This is a genomic window from Methylocystis parvus OBBP, from assembly GCF_027571405.1.
GTDB classification, from domain to species: Bacteria; Pseudomonadota; Alphaproteobacteria; order Rhizobiales; family Beijerinckiaceae; genus Methylocystis; species Methylocystis parva.
The window spans coordinates 124,781-141,776 of the sequence record NZ_CP092968.1 but is presented as its reverse complement, the minus strand read 5'-3'; the positions used below and the strand labels follow the sequence as shown (position 1 = coordinate 141,776).

Annotated in this window: 11 protein-coding genes; 2 read left to right on the top strand and 9 right to left on the bottom strand. The window is 62.8% G+C overall.

What is annotated here, in order from left to right:
• Window positions 1-77: 77 nt before the first annotated feature.
• Window positions 78-980: an alpha/beta fold hydrolase gene (locus MMG94_RS00720; protein ID WP_016919522.1), complete on the bottom strand. Its 903-nt coding sequence runs from the start codon at window positions 978-980 to the stop codon at window positions 78-80.
• Window positions 950-1,174, bottom strand: coding sequence for an FmdB family zinc ribbon protein (locus MMG94_RS00715; protein ID WP_016919523.1), 225 nt, complete (start codon window positions 1,172-1,174; stop codon window positions 950-952). Before MMG94_RS00715 ends, MMG94_RS00720 begins: the two co-directional genes overlap by 31 nt.
• A 130-nt stretch (window positions 1,175-1,304) precedes the next feature.
• On the opposite strand from MMG94_RS00715, the gene MMG94_RS00710 reads away from it, so the two are divergent.
• Window positions 1,305-3,029, top strand: a complete 1,725-nt coding sequence (locus MMG94_RS00710) for an acyl-CoA dehydrogenase family protein (protein ID WP_016919524.1) — start codon at window positions 1,305-1,307, stop codon at window positions 3,027-3,029.
• Window positions 3,030-3,054: 25 nt separating this feature from the next.
• On the opposite strand, the gene glpD is transcribed toward MMG94_RS00710, so the two are convergent.
• Window positions 3,055-4,515: a glycerol-3-phosphate dehydrogenase gene (gene glpD / locus MMG94_RS00705; protein WP_016919525.1), complete on the bottom strand. Its 1,461-nt coding sequence runs from the start codon at window positions 4,513-4,515 to the stop codon at window positions 3,055-3,057.
• Between the two features lie 351 nt (window positions 4,516-4,866).
• Window positions 4,867-6,219: a DEAD/DEAH box helicase gene (locus MMG94_RS00700; RefSeq protein ID WP_016919526.1), complete on the bottom strand. Its 1,353-nt coding sequence runs from the start codon at window positions 6,217-6,219 to the stop codon at window positions 4,867-4,869.
• A gap of 490 nt (window positions 6,220-6,709) precedes the next feature.
• Between MMG94_RS00700 and MMG94_RS00695 the strand changes: the two genes are divergently transcribed.
• Complete coding sequence (locus tag MMG94_RS00695) at window positions 6,710-7,360, top strand: Fe2+-dependent dioxygenase (RefSeq protein WP_040579135.1); 651 nt, start codon at window positions 6,710-6,712, stop codon at window positions 7,358-7,360.
• A gap of 48 nt (window positions 7,361-7,408) precedes the next feature.
• Here the strand turns inward: MMG94_RS00695 and MMG94_RS00690 are convergent, their stop codons facing one another.
• The 5 genes from MMG94_RS00690 to MMG94_RS00670 form a co-directional block, all read right to left on the bottom strand.
• Complete coding sequence (locus MMG94_RS00690) at window positions 7,409-9,196, bottom strand: OprO/OprP family phosphate-selective porin (RefSeq protein WP_244415291.1); 1,788 nt, start codon at window positions 9,194-9,196, stop codon at window positions 7,409-7,411.
• 238 nt (window positions 9,197-9,434) lie between these two features.
• Window positions 9,435-11,177, bottom strand: coding sequence for an OprO/OprP family phosphate-selective porin (locus tag MMG94_RS00685; protein WP_040579128.1), 1,743 nt, complete (start codon window positions 11,175-11,177; stop codon window positions 9,435-9,437).
• 732 nt (window positions 11,178-11,909) lie between these two features.
• Complete coding sequence (locus tag MMG94_RS00680) at window positions 11,910-13,682, bottom strand: OprO/OprP family phosphate-selective porin (RefSeq protein ID WP_016919532.1); 1,773 nt, start codon at window positions 13,680-13,682, stop codon at window positions 11,910-11,912.
• Between the two features lie 720 nt (window positions 13,683-14,402).
• Window positions 14,403-15,116, bottom strand: a complete 714-nt coding sequence (locus tag MMG94_RS00675; RefSeq protein WP_016919533.1) for a tetratricopeptide repeat protein — start codon at window positions 15,114-15,116, stop codon at window positions 14,403-14,405.
• A gap of 77 nt (window positions 15,117-15,193) precedes the next feature.
• Window positions 15,194-16,777 (bottom strand): porin, encoded by a 1,584-nt coding sequence (locus tag MMG94_RS00670; protein WP_016919534.1) that lies wholly within the window; start codon window positions 16,775-16,777, stop codon window positions 15,194-15,196.
• Window positions 16,778-16,996: the final 219 nt, after the last annotated feature.

The window sequence follows — 16,996 nt, the reverse complement described above, 5'->3', positions numbered from 1 at the left end:
CGGCAGATTCTCACGAAAGCGCGGCATGTCAACTGGCCAAATCAGGCCTTTTGACCCAATTTCGCCGGTTCCCCACATTAAAGAAAATTCTTGATGAGTTCCGTGACTTTGTCCGGCGCGTCCTCCGGAGAGAAATGGCTGACGCCCGACAGCTTTTCAACCTTCAAATCAGCCACGCGCCTCTCGGTTCCCTCGAGGCAGGCCTCGCCGAAAGCGATGTCCGCCGCGCCCCATACGATCAAAGTCGGAATCTCCACGGGAGCGCCGAGGTCGCGGGCCGCCCGCAAATCGTGGATCGCCCGGCGATACCAGTTGAGCATCGCCGTCGCGCCGCCGGGCGAGGCCGCATTGTCCCGATAGACAGCCATCACGTCCTCGGAAATAGCGTCACCTCGGCCGGCGGAAAGACGCAGCATCGCCCCCGTCAACGCGCCGCCTCCGGCGGAAAGGAGAAAATCCGGCAAGCGGGGAATCTGAAAGAAGCCGATATAGGCGGATCTGAGTTTCTGCCAAAGGCTCCGTCTCCAGGCCCTCGCGAAACAGAGCGGATGCGGGATGTTGATAATGACCAGCCGTTCCAGCGGCCGCAGCTTCCTGATCGCGACGACCCAGGCGATCAGACCGCCCCAATCATGGCCGATCAGCGCGACGGCGCGCGCGCCCGAGGCGTCGATGAGGGCGGCGACGTCGCCGGTCAGCGCCGCGAGCGAATAATTCTTCTTGCCCGCCGGTCGGCTCGTGCCGCCATAGCCGCGCTGATTGACGGCCCAGACGCGATAGCCCTTTGCGACAAGCGGCGCGACGAGATGGCGCCACATCACCGCATGCTCCGGAAAGCCGTGCAGGAGAAGCGCAAGCCGCTCCCCCGTCCCGGCCTCATAGATCTCGAAAGTCAGCCCGTTGGCGGGAACGAGAATCCGCCTCGCCCCGAGCAGCGCTTCCTCGCGCGTCAACCGGCGAGCGCCGGACAGCTCGGGCAAGGCGTCCCGCCAGACATGGCGCCGCAGCTCTCAACGACGCCCGCATCGCCGCCCGCGGCGGGCTTGGCGATCAGCGAGAGCTGGCGCTCGACATGCGCGGCGCCGCAGGCGGGGCATTCGGGCGTCTCTTCGAAACGCGCCAGGGTCTCAAAATCATGGCCGCAATCCTGGCAGCGAAAGGCGTAAAGTGGCATGGGTTCTCACGGGGTGGAAAAACAACGCCGCTATGTTACGCCGTCACGGAGCCGCGGAAAAGCGGGACCTTCCCCACGCCCGCGCTGTCGCGCGCTAAATTGAACCGATGCCCAGCATGCGAGAAAAAATATGACCTACCGCGCGCCCGTCTCCGACATCCTTTTCTCGCTGCGCCTGGCGGCCGGGACCGACGCGGGAGGGATCTATGCGGACATCGCCGAGGGGGTGGCGGAGCAGACTTTGAACGAGGCCGCCAAATTCGCGGAAGGCGCGCTGCTTCCGCTCGACCGGATCGGCGACCGCGCCGGCGTCAGGCTCGCCGATGGCGCGGTGACCACCGCGCCCGGCTGGCGAGAGGCCTATGCCGGCTGGCGAGAGGGCGGCTGGAACGCGCTCGCCGCCGATCCCGAATTTGGCGGGCTGGGCCTACCAGCTCTGCTCAACGCCGCCTGCACGGAAATCTGGAACGCCGCGAATATCTCCTTCGCGCTCTGCCCGCTCCTCTCGCACGGCGCCATCGAGGCGCTGGAGGCGCACGCCAGCGCGTCGTTGAAGGAAACCTATTTCGCCAGGCTGGTCAGCGGCGAATGGACCGGAACGATGAACCTCACCGAGCCGCAGGCGGGTTCGGACCTCGCTCTGCTGCGCGCGCGCGCCGAACGCAACGATGACGGCTCGTATCGTATTTCGGGACAGAAGATTTTCATCACCTATGGCGAGCACGACCTCGCCGACAATATTCTGCATCTCGTTCTTGCGCGCCTTCCCGACGCGCCGGCGGGGGTGAAGGGGATTTCGCTCTTTCTCGCGCCGAAATATCTGCCGGACGAAAACGGCGCTTTCACGCGGCGCAACGCCGTGCGCTGCGTCGGCGTCGAACACAAACTCGGCATTCACGCCTCCCCGACCTGCACCATGGCTTATGAAGATGCGATCGGCTACCTGATCGGCGAGGAGCATAACGGCCTCGCCTGCATGTTCACCATGATGAACAACGCCCGGCTCAATGTCGGGCTGCAAGGCGTGGCGCTGGCCGAGCGCGCGACGCAGGCGTCGTTCGATTATGCGCGGGAGCGCAAACAGGGACGCGCCATCGGCGCCTCGGAGACGAGCGCGATCATCGCGCATCCCGACATGCGGCGCATGCTGCTGACAATGGCGAGCCTCACGGCGGCGGCGCGTCTGATCTGTTTCGAGACAGCCGCTTCGCTCGATCGGGCGCATCGCTGCGACGATCCCGTTCAAGCCAGGGAAGCCGATGAACGCGCCGGCCTGCTCACGCCCGTCGCCAAGGCTTTCTCGACCGACATCGGCAATGAGGTCACGTCGCTCGCCGTGCAGGTTCATGGCGGCATGGGCTATATCGAGGAAACGGGCGTCGCCCAGCTCATGCGCGATGCGCGCATCTGCGCGATTTACGAGGGGACGAACGGCATCCAGGCCATCGATCTCGTCGGCCGCAAACTGCCGATGAGCGGCGGCGCGGCGGTGAAGCGCGAGATCGACGATATGCGCGCCATTGCGCAAGAGAGCCATTACGCAGCGGTAGGCGACGCTGTAGAAGCTTTCGCCGCTGCGAGCGATTATCTTGCAGGCGTTATGAAGACCTCTCCGAACGAAGCGCTCGCGGGCGCCACGCCTTTTCTGCGCCTCTTCGCCTTGGCGCGCGGCGCGACTTTACTCGAAAAGGCCGCAGGCGCGGCGCGCCACGCCGGCGATCCAAATGCGACGCGCTATGAGACGCTCGCGCATTTCTTCGCGAAGAACGTCGCCGTCGCCGCGCCGGGTTTGGTGAAGATGGTGACGGAGGGAGCGCAGTCGGTGACGGAGGGCGGCGAGTTATTCGCCCGCTGACGCCGTCATTGCGAGCGAAGCGAAGTTAACCGCCCATATGTTCCCGCAACGCCCCCTGCTCCACCGGGCTCATATGCAACCCCAGCTTTGAGCGCCGCCACAGCACGTCGTCGGCTTTCCGCGCCCATTCGTTCTCGATCAGATAGCGCAACTCCGCCTCGGTGAGACCGCAGCCGAAATTGCGGCCCAAATCCTCCATCGAACGCGCATGCGCGAGAAAGCGCTCGGCGCGCGATCCATAGGCGCGGGCGAGGCGAAGCGCGCATTCGTCCCCGAGAAACGGCTTCTCCGCTTTAAGATGCGCGAGGAAGGCGTCGAATTCGATGTCGCCGCCTGGAAAGGCCGCGTCCTGCGTCCAGGCTTCGCCGTGCGGCGGGAAGAAGCGGCGCAGTTCGTCCATTGCATGTTCCGCGAGTCGGCGCGCCGTGGTGATCTTGCCGCCGAAAATCGAGAGCGCCGGCGCGGCGCCTTCCGGCGCATCGAGATCGAACGCGTAATCGCGGGTGACGACCGACGCATTCAGAGAACCGTCGTCGTACAAAGGGCGCAGACCCGAATAGCTCCACACGATGTCGTCGCGCTGAACGGAGACGCGCAGGAAGTGGTTGATCGCGTCGAGGAGATAAGCCGTCTCCGCATCGCTGATGGAGACGTCGCCCGGCGCGCCGTCATAAGGAACGTCCGTCGTTCCGATCAGCGTAAAGGCGCGCTCATAGGGAATGGCGAAGACGATGCGTCCATCCGGGTTTTGCAGGATATAGGCGTGGTCGCCCTCATAGAGCTTGCAGACGACGATATGCGAGCCCTTCACGAGGCGCACATGCTTGCGCGAATGCACATGCAGCGCGTCTTCGATTACTTGCGACACCCAGGGGCCGGCCGCATTGACGAGCGCGCGAGCCTCGATCTCCGCGCCGCCGTCGAGCCTGGCGGCCCAATTTTCCCCCTTGCGCCTGGCTTCGATCAGCTTCGTTCCCACGGAGATGGTCGCGCCGCGCTCCTTGGCGTCGAGCGCGTTCAGCACGACGAGCCGTGAATCCTCGACCCAGCAGTCCGAATAAGTGAAGCCGACATTGTAGCTCTCGCGCAAAGGCGCGCCGAGCGCATCGCCTTTGAGCGAGATCATATGCGACTCCTCGAGACGCTTGCGCCGCGCGAGATGGTCGTAAAGGAAAAGCCCGAGCCGCAGCATCCAGACCGGTCGCAATCCCTTCTCGTGCGGCAGCACGAATTTCAGCGGCCAGATGATGTGCGGCGCGGCGGCGAGCAGCAATTCGCGCTCTGCGAGCGCTTCATGCACGAGGCGGAACTCGTAAAGTTCAAGATAGCGCAGCCCGCCATGTATGAGCTTTGTAGAAGCCGACGACGTGCCGCTCGCAAGATCGTTCTGCTCGACGAGACGCACGGAAAGCCCGCGCCCCGCCGCGTCGCGCGCAATGGCGCAGCCATTGATCCCGCCGCCGATGATCAAGAGATCGTATATCATGCGCGCCGCTCGCCCTGACTCTTGTTCAATCTAAGCCGGATGCTGGCGGGCGCAAGGAAACAGATAAAGCTCGATACGCCCCCGGATTGAACGGCTCGGACCGCAGATGAACGATAGGCGACCTCGTTCGTCGAGACGCGCGCTCCTCGAGGATGAGGCCTAACCGTCTGGCGTCATAGACGAAGCCCCTCCTGTTGAGGAGCCTGCGCAAGCCGGGCTCGCCCGACTTGCGCATTTAAGGGATCGATCTCGGGCAAGCCCGAGATCGCAGCAGGCGTCTCAAAGCACGAGGGGCGGCGCCACAATTTTGTCGGCATGCCCGGCCGCGCAAGAAAGGGCGGCGTTGAGTCTTTACCCCTGAGGACGGCTGGCCTGCGGACGATTGCTCCCACCGCCATGCGCCCGCCGCTTCTGTCCGTTGGCCGGTCGCTGACCACTCGGACGCTGTCCCTCGCGATGCGGCCCCTCGCGGCGCGGATGCTTTTGCGCGTTGCGCGCCGCGCCGTGCCCATTCCCGCCGCCGCCATTGCCGCGATTGACGCGCCGCGCCGGCTGCGCATCGTCATGGCGCTGATCGGCGCTGCGACGATCGGTCGAGGGTATGGACTGACGCGTCAGCTTCTCGATCTGGCGAAGCAGCGGCCGCTCGCCATTGTCGCAAAGCGATATGGCGCGCCCGGAAGCGCCGCCCCGCGCCGTGCGGCCGATGCGGTGGACATAGGCTTCCGGCACTTCCGGCAGTTCGAAATTCACGACATGCGTCACGCCGTCGACGTCGATGCCGCGCGCGGCGATGTCCGTCGCGACGAGAACGCGCGTGCGGCCCTTGCGGAAAGAGTCGAGCGCGCGGATGCGCTGGCTCTGGCTCTTATTGCCGTGAATCGCCTCCGCGCCGACGCCGGCGGCGTCGAGATGCTGCGCAACCCGATCGGCGCCGCGCTTGGTGCGGGTGAAGACGATGGCGCGCGAAATCGCGGCGTCGCTCATCAGCTCGATGAGAATGTCGCGCTTGGCGCCGCCGTCGACGAGATACACATGCTGATCGACTCGCTCGGCCGTCGTCGCCACAGGCGTTACGGAAACCTGCGCGGGCGCGTTCAGCATGTCCTGCGCGAGACCGGCGATTTCTTTCGGCATGGTCGCCGAGAAGAGCAGCGTCTGACGGTTCTTCGGCAGCTTCGCGACGATCTGACGGATCGGGACGATGAAGCCGAGATCGAGCATATGGTCGGCCTCGTCGAGCACGAGGACTTCCGTGAACCCCGGCTTGAACCGGCCGGAAGCGATGTGATCGAGCAGACGGCCCGGCGTCGCGACCAGAACGTCCAGCCCACGCGCCAGCATGTCGATCTGCGGGCGATGCGAGACGCCGCCGACGATGACGCCGACGCTCGGACGCAAGAACTGGCCATAGGCGCGGAAACTGTCGGCGATCTGCGCGGCGAGTTCGCGCGTCGGGGCGAGGACGAGCGCGCGCGCCGTGAAGGGCGCGGGACGGCGCCGCTCGGCGGCGAAGCGCTCCAGGATCGGCAGCGCAAAAGCGGCCGTTTTGCCGGTGCCCGTCTGGGCGATGCCAAGGAGGTCGCGGCCCTGCAAAAGATGCGGAATCGCTTGGGCCTGAATGGAGGTCGGCGTTTCATAGCCCTCACTGGAGAGGGCGCGAAGCAGAATCTCGGGCAGGCCGAGATCGGAAAAAGTGGTCACTTAGCGTCTTTCATAGACGATCGCGCGCCGCGCCCTTCCGGCGCGCGAACGCTCGATCCGGTTGAAAAAGGGGGGACTTGCCCTGCGTAGCGGGCCGTCGATTGAGACGTGAGGCGGCTCGACAGCTGGTCGGAGGCCGAAACGGCCATTGTCCGATCTACGCGGCTGGAGGGCGCTTGCTGCGGCGCAGCAGTTCTCTCCTAGAGTAAGCCAGGGTTCCGGTCAATGCGTCTCTCGCCCGCGAGCCCGCGACTCGCCTCCGAAACGGAGGCAGCAATGATCCAGAAATAAAGCGGCGCGTATCCGCGCGTATTGTCGATGAAATCGGCCGGTCTCCATCCGCGGCCGAGAATAGCGTCCGGCGCGGCTCCGCCAGTTTGCGCCGGGCGCACTCTTCTCCGACTGTCACGAAACAGGCTTAGAAACGCGCATACTCAATGAGCGGCGCGATTTGTTCGTCGCAAGGCGCGTTATTGAAAAAGGCCGGGGCGTGCTGCTTATCGACAATTTCCTCGATCGCGAAACCGCAGAGCGGCTGCGCAAGAAAATCCTCGATACTCCTTTTCTCGCAGGCGGAGCGACCGCGACAGGACGCGCGGCGAAAGTCAAAAACAACTTGCAGATGGATCGCGAGCGCGGGCGTAAAATCCTCGACGACGTCGCCTTGCGCCTCATGACCCATGAGCAGGTCGAGCTTTACGCCATCCCCAAGCGGATCGCGGCGATGAGCGTCAATCGCTACGACGCCGGAATGGAGTATGGCAGTCACACCGACGCGCCGATCATGAATGATTGCCGCTGCGATCTCTCCTTCACCTTGTTCCTGGAAGATCACGTCAATTACGAAGGCGGCGAACTCGTTTTGGAGCAGGAGCACGGGCTTCTCAAAGTCAAACCGGCGATCGGCAGTCTCTTCCTCTATTCCACGGGGCTCATACACAGGGTCACGCCGGTCGCGAGCGGCAGCCGTCTCGCCTGCATCGGCTGGATTCAAAGCAGGGTTCGCGACGAACAGCAGCGCACGATCCTACGGGAACTCAATATTGCGCATCGCGCTTATGTCGAGCGTCACGGGCATGACGAACTGGTCGACATGCTTTTGAAGAATTCGGCCAATCTCATGCGCATGTGGTGCGATTGACCCATGCGCGGCCTCCGGCGCCTCATTTGCGGGCGCCGGATCCCTGACCTACCAGTAGACCTGCGCCCGGGCCTCGAAGAGGTCGGGATGGGAGCCGTTCATATAGAAGCCCTGCCGGCCGGGCAGCAGCCCGGCAGGAAACGGCGCGCCGCCATAAACGGCCAGCGCGCCGAGCTGGTAGTCGTTGAGCGGCGCGGAGGCGTGGAGCACATGCGTCCAGTTGAACTGGAGATGGATTCCCTTGTCCGGATACCAGTCGAAGCCGGCCGTGACGTTCTCCTGCCGTCCGCCATAGACGCCCGAATTAGCGATAACCGCCTGATTGACGGGATTGGGCTGCACATAAGTGGCCCAGGCCATCATATTCGCGAGGCCGGTCCCGGAATAAGGCCCGCTATTTAGATTGATGGCGCTGTAACGGGCGACGAGGCTGAAGGCGCCGAAGCCGCCCGCGCTCACCGGATTCTTGATCTTCGGTTCGACGAAATTCGCGCCAGCCTTGTCCGAAGTCGTATAGGCGGTCGCCCGTTCATCGCCGGTCAGCCAATAATGGCCGTAGACATAATAGCCGCCGAAATGCTGACTCGCGCCGCCCGGCGCATAAACGCCGGAGGCGCGCGCCTGCAGGATCTTGTCCATGTTCCGGTGATAATCGGTCGCGATATATTCCGCCTGCATGTCAAATGGCCCATGCGCGGCGGCGAGTTCGACGCCGTAGGACGTCACGTCGCGCACGCAATGTCCTGCGGCCGACGTCGTGGGAATGCCGCCAAAGAAGCCGCCCAACGTATAGGAGCCGCAGGAGAGGTCGGGCGTCCCCAGCAGGCCCTGGCCGAGGACGGTCGCCTCCGAGCGCAGGCGGTTGCCGATACGCAGGACGCGGTCGTCGGAGAGGCCTGTCGCGTCATTGGGGCTGTGATATCGGCCCGAAGCGCCGATATGGAGCAGATTGTGTTCGTCCTTGATCGGCGCATAGGTCGCGCGGCCGGTCAGTTCGACATATTGCGCGCCGCCGGTCGAAACCCAGCCGGCCGGTTTCGGCACGCCCCATGTCGAGGGCGTGTTCTGGCCCGGATTGAGCGAGGCGTCTTCGGGGCTTGTCGAGAACACGCCGGCCTTTGCGGACCAGTTGTCGCCATAGGCTCCCGCCGCAAGGCCGATATGGCGGCTTGCGCCGATGCCTTCCACCGCCATGGCGCGCTCGATGAAGGAGCGGAATCTCGACGAAGCCGTGAACTCCATGGTGAACGGCTCGAACTGGTTGCCGACCATGATGAAGATCGGGTCCGTCGACCATGGCAGCGTCATCGCCGGGTGCTGGATGCCGAAGAAGAAGTCGCGGATGCCGCTGACGACCTGATTGTTGCCGGTGACCTGCGGCGTGCCGGAGAAGTCGTATTGCAGCTTGTAGAACCAGACTTTCGCCGCCTTGCCTTCCACCTCGAGGCGGACCTGGCGGACGCCGACCTGGTTGGAGAATCCGTTGAGCGGCTCGGTGATGCCGCCGCCGTCGAATTGCATGCGGCCGCCGACCTTGAAGCTGTAGGCCTTGTCTTCCGTCTCGACGAAGATGCCGTTTCTGAAGGAGACAAAAACGGGAGGCGGCGGCGGCGGCGCGTGAGGGTCGCTTTTGGAATGCGCGGCGTTGGCGACGTTGGTCGCCTTGCTGGCGGCGTTTGACGCGGCCGCGGCCTGCGCCTTCGCATCGCGCGCTTCCTTGCGAAGCTTGGCGATCTCAAGCTCCAGAGCGCGCAGGCGGGCCTCGATGGCGCCCGCATCCGCGGCGGCCTGCGCCGCCGTCGCGGTCATCAACGCGCATATTGCGCTGGTCGCCAAGACGCGCTTCTTCAGTCGAAAAGTCATCCGCCCTCACGCAAGCTGAAACCGAAGCGAAATCCTTCTGATTCTCGCTATCATGCATCTGTCATAATCTGAGAAATTGTGGCGAAAAGGCGCTTTATATGGCGCGCCAAACGATGGGGAAACAAACGCGGCCGGCAGAAACAACGCGACATAAAAACCGCCCGGCCTTACGCCGGGCGGCTTCACAAGCGCGGGGGCCCTCCCCTGCTTCTTACCAGTAAACCATGGCGCGCGCCGAAATCACGTCGGGATGCGAGCCATTTTCGTAGAAGCCGGCTTTGCTGTACGTGTTGAGCGGCGCGGAGACATGCAGGGCATGGATCCAATTCAACTGCAGATGATAGCCGCGGTCGGGATACCAGTTGATGCCCGTCGTCACGGTTTCCGCCCGTCCGCCATAGACGCCCGAATTGGCGATCGCGTAGTTCATCGCGGCGTTGGGCGCGATGTAGGTCGTGTAGGCGAGCATATTGGCGAGGCCCGAACCGGAATACGGACCGCTGTTCAGATTGAGCGTGTCGTAGCGCGCGCCGACGGACCAGGCGCCGAAACCGCCCGCATTGAGCGGATTCTTGATCTTGGGCTCCATGAAGTTGGCGCCGGCGCCCTTGTCCTTGGTCTCGTAGGCCTGCGCGCGCTCTTCGCCCGTCAGCCAATATTGCGCATAGACATAACCGCCGCCGAAATGCTGGCTCGATCCGCCCGGCGCATAGACGCCGGCGGCGCGCGCCTGCAGGATGTTGCCCATGTTGCGGCTGTAGTCGTTGGCGAAATATTCGGCCTGGAAATCAAACGGACCATAGGCGCCGGCGAGTTCGAAGGCGTAGCTGGTCATGAACCTCGTGCACTTTCCGGAGACCGCGGTCGGCGATCCGAAAGGCGCGACCGCGCCGCAGGAAAGGTCCGGCGTGCCGAGAAGCTTTTGGCTGAGCACGGTGGGCGATTCGAGCGGGACGCGGTTGCCGAGCATCATCATGCGGTCGTCATTGGCGCCGGTCGCGTCGTTCTCGCTGTGGTAACGGCCGGACACGCCGAAATGCAGCAGCTTGTGCTCGTCCCGGATGGGCGCATAGGTGAAGCGGCCCGCGAGATCGACATATTGCGCGCCGCCGGTCGAGACCCAGCCGGCCGCCTTCGGAATGCCGACCATGGCCGGCGCATTCACCGCCGGAGAGAAAGCCGCGTCTTCATAAGAGGTCGAGAACAGTCCGATGCGTCCGGTCCATTGATCGCCATAGCCGCCGATTGAAATGCCGACGTGGCGGTTGGCGAAGAGAGCCTCGGTCGACATGGCGCGTTCGATGAACGGCCGGAACTTCGTCGAGGATTGCCCTTCGATGCTGTACGGCTCGAACTGGCTGCCAATCATGATGTAGGCAGGATCGGAGCTGAACGGCAACGCCATCGCCGGATGCTGGATGCCGAAGAAGAAGTCGCGAACGCCGCCCAGAACCTGGTTGTTGCCCGCGACCGAGCCGTTGCCGGCGAAATCATATTGGAGTTTGTAGAACCAGATATTCGCCGCCTTGCCCTCGACTTCGAGGCGACCCTGGCGCAGCCCGGCGTTGCTCGACAGGCCGCCCAGCGGCTGAGAGGTTCCGCCGCCGTCGAACACCATGCGGCCGCCGATCTTGAAGCTGTAGGCTCTGTCGCCGGTCTCGACGAACAGCCCGTTTTTGAAGCTCACGAAAACCGGCGGCGGAGGCGGCGGCGCGGCGGGATCCGCCTTTCCATGCGCAGCGTTGGCGACATTGGTCGCCTTGTTTGAGGCTGCGGCCGCCTGAACCTTCGCCTCGCGCGCTTCCTTGCGGAGCTTGGCGATCTCGGCCTCCAACGCGCGAAGACGCGCATCGATCGCGCCGGCGTCGCCCGCCGCAAACGCAACACTCGAAGCGGAAAGCAGCGCGCCAAGCGCCACCCCGCCGAAAACCCATCTCTTCGTCAACCGTGTCATGTCCCGTTCCCCGGAAGTTAACTTGACCGGGCAGAAAAGAGCCGTGGCTGCATGACAACGCGGTGACAAAGAGAGTCTTCGCTTCAACTTCTAACGTATAGCTTCGCATTAGTTGTACATTAGCAACATAAAATACATAATATAGATGCGCTATACTATATAGTCTGAATGCGTTTTACAAATTCTGATCTTTATTTCAAAATCAATATAGTATTTATTTCCATACATAAACATGACTTAAAGTGAAATACATTGGAAAGACAAGCTCAAATTCCGGACGCACGCCGGAAATCTCGTCCGACCAATATGCCGGTCGCGCCGTGGGCATTCGCTCCGCGGCGTCGGATCGGTCTTTCTGACCAAGTCGGTTTAGAGAGGCTTGAACCGCTGGCCCTGGAACCGGCCCCCGTCCAGCGGCTCGATTAAAGGGCGCAAGGCCTATCGCCGAAGGGGCGTGGTGGCGGACTTGGCTGAACGGGGCTGAAACAATCTCCGTCGATCAGCCTCTCGCAAGATATGAGAGCTTGCGGGCGCTCCCGAGAGCGAGAGATCGGGAAGCTCATGACATATTCAACGCAAACGCCGCCGATGCGTCGACAAACGCAACGGCGGGCCGCTCTTGAGGATGTGCTCGGGGATGTGCTTGCGGCGCACGGCGCGCCAATAAAAAAGCCGCCCGCAAATGGCGGGCGGCTCCTGCTCTTGTGACGTGCGACTGCGTCGCGTCGTCGATTACCAGTAGATCTGCGCGCGGGCCTCGAAGAGATCCGGATGCGCGCCGTTATAGTAGAAGCCCTGACGGCCCGGCATCGGAGCGCCGACAATATTATAGTCGTTGAGCGGCGCCGAGACATGAAGGACGTGCGTCCAGTTGAACTGGAGATGGACGCCCTTGTCCGGATACCAGTTGAAGCCTGTCGTCACGTTCTCCTGACGACCGCCGGCGACGCCGGCGTTGAGGATCGACTGGTAGAGGAAGTTGCCGGCGGGCGCATAGGTCGGGTTCGACACGGCCAGCATATTGGCGAGGCCCGTCCCCGAATAGGGGCCACTGTTCAGATTGACCGAGCTGTAACGGCCGATCAGGCTGAAGGCGCCGTAGCCGCCGGCGCTCAGCGGATTCTTGATCTTCGGCTCGAAGAAGTTGGCGCCCGCCTTGTCCGAGGTGCTGTAAGCCTGCGCCCGCTCTTCGCCGGTCAGCCAATATTGAGCGTAGGCGTAATAGCCGCCGAAATGCGTGCTCGAGCCGCCAGGAGCGAAGACGCCGTTGGCGCGCGCCTGCAGGATCTTGTTCATGTCGCGCTGGTAATCGGTGGCGATATATTCCGCCTGCATGTCGAACGGGCCATAGGCGCCGGCGAGTTCGAAGCCGTAGCTGGTCACGTATTTCGTGCAGTGGCCGGCGGCCGAGCTAAAGGGAACGCCGCCAAAGAGGCCGCCATTCGCATAGGAGCCACAGGACATATCCGGCGTGCCGAGCAGACCCTGGCCGAGAACGGTCGCCTCCGAACGCAGGCGGTTGCCGAGACGCAGCACGCGGTCGTCGCTCGCGCCGGTCGCGTCGTTCGGGCTGTGATAACGACCCGAGACGCCGAAATGCAGAAGGTTGTGCTCGTCCTTGATCGGAGCATAGGTCAGACGGCCCGCGGCGTCGACATATTGGGCGCCGCCGGTCGAAACCCAACCGGCGGCTTTCGGAACGCCCCAAACGGCAGGCGTGTTCTGGCCGGGGCTGATCGAGGCGTCTTCCATAGACGTGGAGAACACGCCGATGCGGCCGGTCCAGTTGTCGCCGTAAGCGCCGAGCGAAATGCCGAGATGGCGGTTCGGGGCGATGCCTTCGACGGCCATGGCGCGCTCGATGAGCGGGCGGAATTTCGAGGACGACGTCGATTCGAGGCTGAACGGCTCGAACTGGCTGCCGACCATGATGAACATGGGGTCTTTGGCCCACGGGATCGACAGCGCCGGATGCTGGATGCCGAAGAAGAAGTCGCGGATGCCGCCGAGCGTCTGGTTGTTGCCGGTGACCTGGCCGGTGCCGGCGAAATCATATTGCAGCTTGTAGAACCAAACCTTCGCGGCCTTGCCCTCGACTTCGAGGCGGATCTGACGGAAGGCGACCTGGCTCGAAAAGCCGTTGAGCGGCTCGGCGATGCCGCCGCCGTCGACCATGATGCGGCCGCCGACCTTGAAGCTGTACGCCTTGTCTTCCGTCTCGACGAAGATGCCGTTCTTGAAGGACACGAAAACCGGCGGGGGCGGCGGCGGAGCGTGCGGGTCCGCTTTGAAATGCGCGGCGTTTGCGACGTTGGTCGCTTTTGAAGAAGCGGCCGCGGCCTGCGCCTTGGCTTCATGCGCCTCCTTGCGGAGCTTGGCGATTTCCGCCTCCAGCGCCCGCAGACGCGCGTCGATCGCCGCGCCATCGGCCGCGACGGCCATCCCGCTTGCCGACATGAGCGCTCCGAGCGCCACGCCGCCGATTGCCCAATTCCTGATCAACATTTCTCTCTCCAGCCCTGGGGGAAGCGCCTGCTTTAAGGCTGCGGGATAGTCGCCAGCGTTATGCGACAGGTCCGTGACAAACATAGTCTTCACAGCAGTCTCAGAAGTCATCAATTTCAGCGAGTTGCCATTTTGCAACACATCCTTTGGCCTGCTGAAGACGTAAGCTTATATTTCAGAATATTTCTGATTTTTGCCTATTTGTTTCTATATGTCAATATTTGTTTCAATATAGAAATATTACGGGTGAACCAGACACATTTTTGGCTGTGTTTCAAAAAATCAGAAATGCATTGCAACGAACTGGAAATACTTCAGACACAAATTGCCTGCATGTTCGCTTCGCGTCTTGGGCGTCTTCCGCTTTGGGCGTAGTCGAGCTCTTCCCTGCCGCCAGCTATGGCGAGGGGTCAGTTTCGCCGGCCTTGGAATCGCCCCCGTCCAACGGCTTGATAAAGCGGGCGCAAGGCCTATCGCCGCAGGGGCGTGGTGGCGGACTTGGCTGAATGGGGCTGAAACAATCCCTGTCGATCAGCCTCTCGCAAGATATGAGAGCTTGCGGGCGCTCCCGAGAGCGAGAGATCGGGAAGGATTTACGTTCAAAAGAAAACGCCCCCGGAAAAGATCCGGGGGCGTTTCAGGGGCCAGCGTCCGTTGCGGGAAAGCAATCCCGGCGGCGGTCAATGTCGCGCCTTTACGGCGCGCCGAAGGCGGCGACGTTCAGTCGCAATCCTTGAGCTTCGTTTCCTTGCACTTCTTGACCATCTCCTGGGCCTTGACGAGGTCCGTCTGCGAGAGGGTCTGCGCCGAAAGCTCGAGCATTTCTTTTTTCTGGTTGGACGGCATCGGCAACGCCTCGAGCCCGAGCGCGCTCCAGACATAAGCGCGTTGCGGGTCGGCCTGCAGCCCTTGTCCCAGAAGATACATGGTGCCGAGATTCACCTGCGATTCGGGGTCGCCCTGCTTTGCGGCGAGCCGCATCCACTTTGCGGCTTCCTTGTAATCCTGAGCGACTCCGCTTCCGTCGTAATACATGGAGGCGATGTTGGCCTGCGCTGTCGCGACGTTCTTGTCGGCCGCGAGCAGGTTCCATTTCATCGCTTCTTTATAGTCCCGCGTCGTGAACTGACCCTCGAGATACATCGTGCCGAGATTCGCCTGCGCGGACGGGTCGCCTTTCTCCGCCGCGAGTTTGATCCATTTCATCGCTTCGCCGCGATCGACCGGGACGCCCCTGCCGAGCATGTAGATCAGGCCCAGCTCCGCCATCGCCTTCGCTTCGCCTTTCTCGGCGAGCGGCTTCAGTATCTTGAAAGCGGCGGCGACGTCGCCTTTCGCGGTTGCCGCGGTCGCCGCTTCGTAATCGTCGGCCCTCGCCGCGTTGGTCGCGACCATGGCGAGAAGAATGAGAAAAGAGCGGACGCGCTTTCGCATGGACCTGACCCCTTCAGAATGACAATGAACGCCCCCGGAGACCGGGAGCGTTCCTTGATGACCGATATGAGACTGGCTCAGTAGTTCCACTGCAACTGCATGCGCAGCAGATCGGCGTTGAACTGACGATAGGGAGCCGCGCCGGTATTGGTGCGGTTCATCTTGGTGTAGACCGCCGTCAGCTCGACCTCGGGCAGCGGCTGCCACTCGACGCCGACATCCAGCTCGTGAACGCGCGCGAGCGGCGCGTTGGTTTCGACCTTCCAGCCGCCATTGTAGTATTGCCACTTCACGAATGGGAAGAAGGTGCCGAGACCATAGAGCGTGTCGTCATACTTGTAGGTCGCCTCGACGTAACCGCCATTGAGGCGCTGCGAGCTGATATAGGTCTGGGTCGGATCGAGCGTGGGACCGCGGCCCCAGTTCCATTCGGCCTTCAAGCCGAAGGGCTGCGGATAGATGACGCCGGTGATGGCGACGCGGTCGTCCTTGACGCCCTGACAGCCGTTGAGACAGCTATAGTTCCAGGCGGCGCCGGGATACTGGCTGAGCACGAGGTTGCGCGTGACGTCGCCATAGCCGGGCGCATTGATGAAGGGCGCGCCGGCTCCGGGATATCCGGGCGGACGATAGCCGGCCCAGCCGGTCGCCATGCCAAGAGACGGCGTGATCGCCGAAGTGGTCGGCATATAGCGACCGGTATAACCCTGGATCGACGCTTCGACGATCTGACCGTTCGAGAAGACGTAAGGATAGGTGAAGCGGCTGACGATGTGCACGCCGTTGTTCAACTCGATGCGGTTGGCGCCCTGGCCGTTATAGATGCCGAGCGCGAACATGCCGTAATCGCCCGTGCCCTTGAGATTGTTCTTCACGAGGTCGCGGAGCAGGTGACGAACGTGCTCGGGCGTGTAGTAGAAGAAGACGCCGAGGTCGCGCTCGTCCTTGCAGCAGGAGTTGATCGCGTCGGCGCGGTCCAGCGCGAGACGATTCTGCGAGGACTGCATGTTCTCGAAGCCGTAGGGGATCTTGGACTGGCCGACGCGGAAGCGGAATTCCTTCTTCTCGTCGATCGAGATGTCGGCATAGGCGTCGCGCATCTGAGCGAAATTGCCCGCCGCATTGCCGTAAGTGCCGATCTGCACAAAAGGCAGGTTGTAGAAGGCGAAGACCGGGTTGGTGGCCGCCGTCGCCGAATTGCTGAAGGTGCCCGACGGCGCGGACGCCAGATCCATCTGCACGTAGAGATAAAGATGGCTGGAGACGTCGCCCGAGAAGATGAGGCGCGTGCGGCGGAGAAGGAAATTGCGGCGCGGCCCGACCGAGCGGTCGTGGGGGCTGTAGACGTCGTTCCACTGATTGGCGTTGAGCGTGTCGTTATAGCGCATCTGCGTATAACCACGGAAGCTCATCTTCTCATACCAATGCTTCGGCGCTTCCGGAGCGGCGACGACGTGGGCGGCCGGAACGGCGTGCGCCTGCTGAGCGGCGGCATGCGCGGCGCGCTTCGCGGCGGCTTCTTCCGCCTCGAGCTTGTTCAGACGCGCCTTGAGGGCGCGGATTTCCGCGGCAGTGTCCGCCGCCGCGGGCGTGGCGGCGAAAGCCGCCGAAAGGCCGAACGCCGCAATGGCGAGGGCGCGATAACCAGGTCGAAATTTCATTGGTCGTTCCCCAAGCGTTAACTTCCGGGAGCGAGAAAAGCGGTCGTTACATGACAGAGCCGTGACGATTGGGCCTCGAACGGGACTGTGACAAAAGACTTCGCCTCAGCTGTGACGCGTTTACCACACCTTCAAGCGCTAGAAGCCTGATTCGAGTGGCGTAGCGGCCACAGTGCCTTGTCATGTTGACGTTCGGATCGCCACATTCGGCGCCGTTTC